This window comes from Microcystis sp., assembly GCF_048564745.1.
Lineage (GTDB): Bacteria > Cyanobacteriota > Cyanobacteriia > Cyanobacteriales > Microcystaceae > Microcystis > Microcystis ichthyoblabe_A.
Window position 1 is genome coordinate 1 of sequence record NZ_JBLZRT010000206.1, and the last position, 8,756, is coordinate 8,756.

At 43.4% G+C, this 8,756-nt stretch carries 8 protein-coding genes; 3 read left to right on the forward strand and 5 right to left on the reverse strand.

Annotated features, from left to right (window positions below):
• Positions 1-364 precede the first annotated feature (364 nt).
• Positions 365-1,084 carry a heme oxygenase (biliverdin-producing) gene (locus ACOCD9_RS20930; RefSeq protein WP_419548337.1) on the reverse strand — a complete coding sequence of 240 codons (720 nt, stop codon included), beginning with the start codon at positions 1,082-1,084 and terminating at the stop codon, positions 365-367.
• A gap of 511 nt (positions 1,085-1,595) precedes the next feature.
• Between ACOCD9_RS20930 and ACOCD9_RS20935 the strand changes: the two genes are divergently transcribed.
• Entirely contained in the window at positions 1,596-2,336 is a 741-nt protein-coding gene (locus tag ACOCD9_RS20935; RefSeq protein WP_002736267.1) for a response regulator transcription factor, read from the forward strand.
• Positions 2,337-2,832: 496 nt separating this feature from the next.
• Here ACOCD9_RS20935 and ACOCD9_RS20940 read toward each other — a convergent pair whose 3' ends face one another.
• Both ACOCD9_RS20940 and ACOCD9_RS20945 read right to left on the reverse strand, forming a co-directional pair.
• Entirely contained in the window at positions 2,833-3,015 is a 183-nt protein-coding gene (locus tag ACOCD9_RS20940; protein ID WP_024970489.1) for a hypothetical protein, read from the reverse strand.
• Positions 3,016-3,075: 60 nt separating this feature from the next.
• Positions 3,076-4,239, reverse strand: a complete 1,164-nt coding sequence (locus ACOCD9_RS20945; protein ID WP_419548339.1) for an LptF/LptG family permease — start codon at positions 4,237-4,239, stop codon at positions 3,076-3,078.
• A 207-nt stretch (positions 4,240-4,446) separates the two neighbouring features.
• Here ACOCD9_RS20945 and ACOCD9_RS20950 point away from each other — a divergent pair, with 207 nt between their 5' ends.
• Complete coding sequence (locus ACOCD9_RS20950; RefSeq protein WP_419548340.1) at positions 4,447-5,493, forward strand: dipeptide epimerase; 1,047 nt, start codon at positions 4,447-4,449, stop codon at positions 5,491-5,493.
• Positions 5,494-5,609: 116 nt separating this feature from the next.
• Positions 5,610-6,653, forward strand: coding sequence for a DUF1611 domain-containing protein (locus ACOCD9_RS20955; protein WP_419548341.1), 1,044 nt, complete (start codon positions 5,610-5,612; stop codon positions 6,651-6,653).
• 42 nt (positions 6,654-6,695) lie between these two features.
• Here ACOCD9_RS20955 and ACOCD9_RS20960 read toward each other — a convergent pair whose 3' ends face one another.
• Positions 6,696-6,830: a hypothetical protein gene (locus ACOCD9_RS20960; protein ID WP_419548342.1), complete on the reverse strand. Its 135-nt coding sequence runs from the start codon at positions 6,828-6,830 to the stop codon at positions 6,696-6,698.
• Positions 6,831-7,166: 336 nt separating this feature from the next.
• A partial coding sequence (locus tag ACOCD9_RS20965; protein WP_419548343.1) for a tetratricopeptide repeat protein occupies positions 7,167-8,756 on the reverse strand: 1,590 nt, incomplete at its 5' end.

Consider the following 8,756-nt stretch of genomic DNA (forward strand, 5'->3'; position numbering starts at 1 on the left):
TTTTATCCGCTGGTTTACCGGACTCTAGCCTCTAGGGTCTGGGGAAATGGGGCGGTGTTACCATTTCCGACAATAAATTTCGGTTAGCTTTTTCACTGACCATTTTTCATCTTACTGGAAGTTGTTCCCCTCTTGATGAAGTTTTTTCGCGATCATCAGAAGACAAGGGTGTGGGGTGTGGGGAAGTGGGGAAGTGGGGAAGTGGGGTGTGGGGAGAAGGGAGAATCAATAAAAATAATCTCCTATCTCCTGACGACCGAATAAAAAGCAAAAATATAACGGACAACTCTGAAATTCAGATAATAATCATGGCTAACTATTACCCCAATTCTAGAATTTCCGTTTTTTTTGGTTTTCTTGACTACTATTCGGCGGTGGCCAATCCAGTTTCGGTGCTGCCGGTGCTGCGACGACGGGTGAGAGTATTAAAGAGCATAATTCCGATCGCTTTGATCAGATTACCTTCCAACTCTTGGAACATTTTCATGTTCATGCCAAAAGCGGCGTTAGCTTCGGCGACAATGCGATCAGCCATGGCTTGATCCACTGGTAACTCGTCGAGGGTTTGACGATAGTGGTTTTTATAGGCTTTTTCGTCGGTAATATCTTTAAAATCATAGAAAGCTGTGCCACCAGTTTCCAGATTCATCGCTTTTTCGGCGATTTTTTTCAAGATTTGCCCCCCGGACAGATCGCCGAGATAACGGGTATAGGAATGAGCGACTAATAATTCGGGTTCTGTTGTGGCGATTTCCCGAATCCGGTTAACGTAGGCCTGACCTACGGGAGATAAAGCGATCTCGTTGCGCCAATTTGGACCGTAATAAAAATATAAATCCTGTTCCAGCGCATTTTTGCGATTGAGTTCGGGAAAACAGATTTTAGAAACGACGGGATGACTAGGAAGTTTTTCCATCTCCTCCTCCATGGCCGAATAGACGAAGTAGAGGTTAGCCACCAGTTTGCGATAGGAAGTTTTTTCCACCACACCCTTGAGAAAACACTTGACAAAACCGACGTTTTCTGCCATGGTATGGGATTTTTTCGTGCCTTCCCGCAGTTGAGTTGATAAATTAACGCTCATATTATGATCACCTGTTGGGATGAGTAGAATGGATCGGGTTCGTTACAGATGCTTACTAAAACCGTCTATTTTGGTAGATTAAACTGAATCGATCGGTAATTTTATTAAGAATTTTTACAGTGCCGCTGGGGGAGCTTAGGGGAGAAATGTAGCTCTAGCAGGACTTGACCGCCGGTTAAAACCGGTATTGATCGAGATGGCGCAATTGTAAAGATTAGTGAAAAACTGCTCCCTAGTTGATTTTGGAGAGAGATAAAGCTAGAAAATAGCACTAATATCGATTATCGATCAACATTATTCACACTTCTTATTAATTCTTAACATTCAGGAGACTTATATCAGCAAAATTTCACAAATTAAAACCGAATTTAGCAATCATGCTTATAATCAGTACAGGATTCTTTATGTTGTGCTAAACTCAGGCCCTTGAGAGACAAAGCCCTAGTTGCGATGTCAGCGAGAACACATTTAGCAACCCCCTACCCAAACCCTTAGTCATAACACTCTGGTAATGCCCCGAATACTTGTAATCGATGATGATCCTGCAATCGCGGAATTAGTCTCCATCAACTTGGAGATGGCGGGTTATGACGTTAATCCCGCAGAGGACGGGATTAAAGGCCAGGCCTTGGCCGTCCAGTTACAACCCGATTTAATCATGCTGGATTTAATGCTGCCCAAAGTCGATGGTTTTACCGTCTGTCAGCGTTTGCGACGAGATGAACGCACGTCCGACATCCCGATTTTGATGCTCACAGCTTTAGGACAAACCCAAGATAAAGTGGAAGGTTTTAATGCGGGTGCTGATGATTACCTGACCAAACCTTTCGAGGTGGAGGAAATGTTAGCTAGGGTACGCGCTCTCCTCAGACGCACCGATCGCATTCCCCAAGCCGCTAAACACTCAGAAATACTCAGTTTTGGACCTTTAACCCTGGTTCCCGAACGTTTTGAGGCGGTCTGGTTTGAAGGTGTGGTCAAGTTAACCCATCTAGAATTCGAGTTACTCCACTGTCTTCTCCAGCGTCACGGTCAAACCGTTTCCCCCAGTGATATTCTCAAGGAAGTCTGGGGATACGATCCCGATGATGATATCGAGACTATTCGCGTCCATATTCGCCATCTGAGAACAAAACTAGAACCCGATCCCCGTCATCCTCGCTATATTAAAACCGTTTACGGTGCGGGTTATTGTCTGGAGTTACCCACCAATGAACAGGTGGTGCTTGATTCATCGGCGGCAACGGTTTAAACAGGGAGCGATTGTCTAAATAGGCAATAGGGACTATTGTTTCCTCGCTCCTCCTCCTCTTCCGATTGAGAAGGTTTGACCGGCGGTTGGGTTTTGATGGCTATGGCTGAGGCCTCTTTTTGACCCTGACGATAACAAGGGGAAAACACCCCCTGCAATTCAGGACAATGGCGGGAGTAATTACTGGTTGAATTTAGTGTCAGCAGAAGTCTCTCGCTTTTAGCCATGGGACGGGGCTTTTAAACGGGCGAATTACTTCGCCCCAGGCTTCCCCTCATGAATGCTGACTTTGTATATAGGGTTTGCTGAAAAAGTCGCTCAAAGAATTATGCTATTGAGTGCCAATAAGTAGGGAGGAGCAATTATTTGTAGGATGGGTTAGCGGTAGCGTAACCCATGCAGGCCGAGTGCCGATTACAATAACGATAGACTCCTATTATCTCTTTTAGCCAATTGTGGGGAGAAGGCGAGGGGAAAACTCGCCTATTTTCAGGGTTTATTGACCTTCCCGACCGATTTGACGCTCGATAGTTTCGATAGCGGCATTTAATCCCGCTAGACGGGTTTCGAGGTCGTCGCGCATCCATTTGAGGAATGTTAACTTACGCTCTTGGTATTCTTGGCGGGAAGTGCTGCCACAGGAATTGCTGCCACAAGTGTTAAAGAAAAAGGGAAACATAGACTAAGAGGCCTGCTATAACTCTACGTCTCCTATCTTGACGAAAATTTTCAAAAAAGTCTAACCGTTAAGTCGCCATAATAACCAGAGACCCAACCCAAAACCGAAAAAGTTAGGCAGCCAGGCAGCTAGGAAGGGGGAGAGGGTGGCGGTTAGTCCCAAGCTGCCGACAAGGAAGTTTAAAAGATAATAGAGGAAAACAATGGCGACACTGAGACCGAAACTGGTTCCCCGACTGATTCTTTGCGGTAGAGAACCCAAGGCACAACCTATGGTAGCAAAGACGATACAGACAAAGGGAAAGGCGATTTTTTGCTGGATTCGCACTTGAAAAAACCTGACTCTTTTCTCATCGCCACTGAGTTTGAGCAGTTGCACATATTCGATCGCCTGTGGTATGTTCATCTCGTAGGGATCGCGGCTTTGACGAGCAAAATCGAAAGCGGAGCGAGATAAAGCGATTTTTTCGGCTTTAAAGGGGATAACTTGGCTATAGGAGGCGTTAGGGGGGGTTAATTCATAGATAATGCCGTTAAAAAAGTCCCAGACGTTATCGACGGCATTCCAACGGGCCGAATCGGCGATAATAATTTGATTTAATTCTTCTTTTAGCCAACGGATAACGGTGACAGTTTTCATTTTTTCGCCGTCAAATTGTTCGGCATAAAATAAACTTCTTAAATTGCGATTAATCGTACCATTTTCTAGGGTTTTTATTTCATAATCTGGATAATAAAAATCTTTATTTTTCCAAAAACTTGCCTCTTTATTAATTTTCTGCACTAAAATTTCTGTGGCTCGATAATTAGCATTAGGAACCACATATTCGTTTAATAAAAATGTCACAACTGTAACTATTAAACTTAGGCAAAAAGTGGGTACAAAAAGACGGTAAAGAGTGACTCCACAGCTTTGTAGGGCAACGGTTTCACTATCACTACTTAAACGACCGTAGGTGATTAAAGTGGCCAGTAAAAGAGAAACCGGCAGGGAATAGGTGACAAATTCTGGCACTTTTAACAGGAGAATTTCTAGGGCCGATACAAGGGGTAGATTAGCATCAACTACCTGATTAGCTAAATCGGAAAGATTGCCGATCGCTACTCCCAAAGAGGCAAATAAACCAACACTAAATAAAAATGGGGGTAGTAGTTGGCTGATCAGATAGCGATCAATGAGGGCAATACCTCCATTTACCCAGTAAGAAATCTTTTTCTTAATCATTGATTTTGGTTAACTCACTCCTCTTTCATCCCATTTCCTAACCCGCAGCCGTCTTGCCTATCCCTTCGGTTAGCCTATCATATTTTGTCTTTGACGAAAAACACCGCCAGAAGTTGTATGATTGCGGTGAGAGTGGACAGAAGTAAGGATTTGGGTAAGTGTAGATAATTTTTCTGTTCCTATTCCCCGATCATCCCCAGGTGAATTATGCTGCTAAACTGGCAAACTTTTACTATTCATAAACGAGTACCTTTAACGATTAGTCGCGGCACTACCAGCGAAAATACTAATATATGGCTGCAAATTAGCGAGGAAAATATCGAAGGGTGGGGAGAGGCATCCCCTTTTAATATTACCAGCGAGGAGAAAAAACCCGATAAAATCCTGCAAGAATTAAACTCGATCGCTCCTCTTTTACAATCTTTTCATCCCTGTCAACGCCAAGAAATTGAGAAAATTTTATGGCAAAATCAGATATCTTCGGCTACTCGTGCCGCTATTGATACGGCACTGCACGACTGGTTAGGCAAAAAAGCTAATTTACCTCTTTGGCAAATTTTTGGACTCGATCGCTCTTTAATTCCGCCGGTTTCTGTTACTATCGGTTTAAATTCTCCAGAAAATGTGGGGAAGAGGGTGTTAGATTGGCTAGAAATCGGCGATTTTAGCTTATTAAAAGTCAAATTAGGATCACCAGACGGTATAGAAGCCGATCGAGCCATAATTGTGGCTATTAAAGAAATTGTCCCCCATTTGCCCCTAACTGTCGATGCTAATGGTGGTTGGCAATTTAGCGATGCGGTGAAAATGTGCCAATGGTTAGAGGAAAAAGGCGTTATTTATGTGGAACAACCCCTATCCGTGGGACAAGAACGAGATTTAATTGATTTATACCAAAAATCGCCCCTACCTATCTTCGTCGATGAAAGCTGTTTTTCTAGTCAAGATATCCCGAAACTGGCCGATCGAGTCCACGGCATTAATATTAAACTAATGAAAGCTGGTGGATTAGCGGAAGTGCAGAGAATGATTCATATTGCCCAAGCTTGCCGACTGCAAATTATGTTCGGATGTTACTCTGATAGCAGTTTAGCCAATACTGCCCTAGCACACCTTGGCCCGCTTGTCAACTATCTTGACCTAGATAGTCATTTAAATTTACGCGATGATCCCTTTACGGGTTTAAGCTTGGAAAGGGGACGTTTACAACCAAATAATTCACCCGGTTTGGGTGTTAGTTTACGGATAAGCTAAGACGTATTTAAACCGCTTATTCTTGGATTAGCCGAATCTCCCCCAATCCCTTTACTGTTGCCTTTTGCCTGTTGCCTCGTCTCAACAAGCAATTTAAATTACGAACAGCTTAAAAGATGACTAATTATTTGACTCCTGATAAGAAAGTAGCGATTCTTCTCCACGAAGGAATTAAAGGAACTCGCGGCAAAACCGGATTAAGTTATCTGCGTTACGCGAAAGCGCAGGTAGTGGCGATTATTGACGCAGAAAGCGCCGGCAGCTCCTTAAAAGAAGTGGCCGGAATCGATCGCCCCTTGCCGATTGTTGCTACTGTTAGGGAAGCTCTAACCTATCATCCCGATACCCTGTTAATTGGCATCGCACCCTCAGGAGGCATTTTACCCCCCGATTGGCTAGAAGAAATCAAAGAGGCGGTAAATGCGGGTTTATCTCTCGTTAATGGTCTCCATACACCCCTAAAACCCCTTTTTCCTCAGCTTAAACCGGATCAATGGATTTGGGATATCCGTCTGGAACCCCAAGGCTTAAAAATTGGGCAAGCGCGGGCGAAAAATTTAACCTGTCAGCGTATTTTAACGGTAGGGACGGATATGAGTGTGGGCAAAATGTCCACTAGCATCGAATTACATCGGGCAGCTCAAGAAAAAGGGCTAAAATCGCAATTTTTAGCCACTGGACAGGGGGGAATTATGATCGCGGGAAAAGGTGTACCCTTGGATGCAGTGCGCGTCGATTATGCTGCTGGTGCGATCGAGGCTTTGGTGTTAGAATCGGCGGAAAATAACGATATTTTGTTTATTGAGGGTCAAGGTTCCCTTTTACACCCCGGATCAACCGCTACCTTGCCTTTAATGCGTGGCAGTCAACCGACGGGGTTAATTCTCGTCCATCGTGCCGGACAAATTCATATCAAAGATTTACCCGATATTCCCATCCCTCCCCTAACGGAAGTGATTAAACTCTGCGAAATGACTGCCAGCGCTGGGGGAAGTTTTGGGGAGGTGAAGGTAAAGGGGATTAGTTTAAATACTTTTCATCTTAGTCCGCAGGCGGCAGTTAAAGCTATAGAAACTGTGCAGGAGGAAACGGGGTTATTTTGTACCGATGTTGTCCGTTTTGGCGGTCAAGGGTTATTATCAGTGATCAGTAATCAGTGATTAATTCAATTATAGTCCATCATTCAATCATTCCAATCACTGTCAATGGTGGTGGTGGACTACTGGACTAGGTAATAGGTGTAGGGGTAATTCATGAATTACCCCTACAATAACGTTTGTCTGGATGTTGTTAAATTTTCTCTTGACAAAGGCGACTTGACAGGGTACTATATTCATAATGGAAAATCCGTGCGCCTACGAACCCTATTTTCCAACGCTCTTAACTATGATTGGTTCATTCAAGGCTCTCTTGGATTTGGTGGGTAAAATGTATTCTAAGATACAGTCCTACTGGCGAGGGAATGGAAGGAACCACAAAGGCACAAAGGACACAAAGATGGATTCTATGCAGGTTAAGCTTATCGCACAGAGTCTGGAAGATTCCTATAATAAGTCTAAGCTGTGATTTGAATGATTGAGTGAATGCTATGATTGTGTTGTATTTGGCAAGTCTTTATCAATGATCAATTATAGTCTATCCCATAATCCCATAAATCACAGTTAAGACTGTTTTCAGGGATGAGGGGGTTTTGGTTTCAACATCTCCACCACCTCATCAGGAAACCGTTGTCTTAATTCTGCTTCGGGTAATTGGGATAACATCTCCAGATAATTCCGATAAACGGTTTGGGTATGGGGATGATTTTCCCCTAATCTTTCCCTGAAAATATTAATCGCTTCTAGATAGAGAGGTTCCGCTTCTGTGTACCTGCCTTGGGATTCGTACAAGTATGCTAAATTGTTGAGGGAAGTTGCTACATCGGGATGATTGTCTCCTAAGAGTCGTTTTCTCAAATCTAATGCTTCTAGATAGAGAGGTTCCGCTTCTGGGTATCTGCCTTGGGAATAGTACAATCCTGCTAAATTGTTGAGGGAACTTGCCACATCGGGATGATTGTCTCCTAAGAGTCGTTTTGTCAAATCTAATGCTTCTAGATAGAGAGGTTCCGCTTCTGTGTACCTGCCTTGGCAATCGTACAAGTATGCTAAATTGTTGAGGGAAGCTGCCACATCGGGATGATTGTCTCCTAAGTGGGTTCGAGTTGCGGTTAAACAATCTTTATAGTAAGGTTCAGCAATAGCATACAATCCTTGTCCGTTATAATACCGAGCTAAACCCGTATAGGACCAACCTAAATCCTCATCAGCGATATATTGGGGATATTCCCCGACAGATGCTTGTAGATGGAGAAGGAAAGGTTTAAATTCTTCAACGATTTCTATAGTGGGATTCTGTGGCATTTCTGCCGATTTTTTGGCCATAATCCCACAATAACGGCGTTTTGCTGGTTCTGCGTGGGGTGATGCTTCTAACTTATCCCGAAAATAGCGACGCAACAGGGGATGAATTTCATACCAACCATCACGATTATCCTGAACTAAACTCAGGTGAACTAAACTATCGGTTAACCATTCCTCCACTGTATCCCCATCCTCATCGGGAAATAAATCCAGAATCATCTCCTTGGGAAAGGGCGCAAGAGCGAATAAACTGAGGTAAAGTGCCAAAATTTGCGCTTCTGGTTCGCTATGCAACTCCTCCCAACTGAGATTAAAGGCAGCTTTTAACCCTCTTTCCGCAGTCATTTCCCCATGAAACTTGGGATTTTTGTCTAAAATTGGCTCATCTAAGCCTTTTTCGGCTAATTTCTGCCGTATTTTGCTGATTTTCCAATCCTGTCGTCGTACCAGCAACCTTGCCACCAATTCTAACGCCAAGGGTAAATAACCTAAATCCTGACATAATAATTTAGCTGCCTCGATTTGTGTGTCAATTCTGTTGTCTTTAAGGTAGGAACGCAATAAATCAAGTGCATCTTTTTCTTTTAATACTTCTACCCGAAAAGTCGCAATTGTCGCTGATAAATATTCCTTGCGAGTGGTAATTAAAACCTGAAAGCGTTTGTCTTCTTGCGGTGGTAAATAATCCCTAATTTGCTGATAATCCCGCACATCATCAAAAATAATTAGGACATTTCCCGCTAACCAGTTTTGCCAACAATAACGAATTTTTACGTCTAATTCTCCCTCATCCGGTAAAGTTAATTTGAGATGTACCCGCGCAAAATCTAAAATAGAAGTACCGATAAAACCGCCGTCACT